1 protein-coding gene is annotated in these 260 nt (G+C 65.4%); it reads left to right on the top strand.

Annotated features, from left to right (window positions below; genetic code table 11):
* Window positions 1-260 (top strand): proton-conducting transporter transmembrane domain-containing protein (locus tag FLQ44_RS10035; RefSeq protein ID WP_276607842.1); only part of this gene is annotated, 260 nt, incomplete at both ends.

Below are 260 nucleotides of genomic sequence, written 5' to 3'. Positions count from 1 at the left end.
GGCGTGGTCTACGACCGCATGCACACCCGCATGATCAAGGACTACGGCGGTGTGGCCAACGTCATGCCGATGTTCGCGGCGTTCTTCGTGCTGCTCGCCATGGCCAACAGCGGCCTGCCAGGTACCTCCGGCTTCGTCGGCGAGTTCATGGTGATCCTGGCGGCCTTCCAGCAGAGCCCGTGGATCGGCGCGATCGCCGCGCTGACCCTGATCATCGGCGCGGCCTACACCCTGTGGATGGTCAAGCGCGTGATGTACGG

This window comes from Vogesella mureinivorans, from assembly GCF_007644035.1.
GTDB classification, from domain to species: Bacteria; Pseudomonadota; Gammaproteobacteria; order Burkholderiales; family Chromobacteriaceae; genus Vogesella; species Vogesella mureinivorans.
The sequence above is the reverse complement of the archived record's forward strand: the minus strand, read 5'-3'. Positions and strand labels throughout refer to the sequence as shown.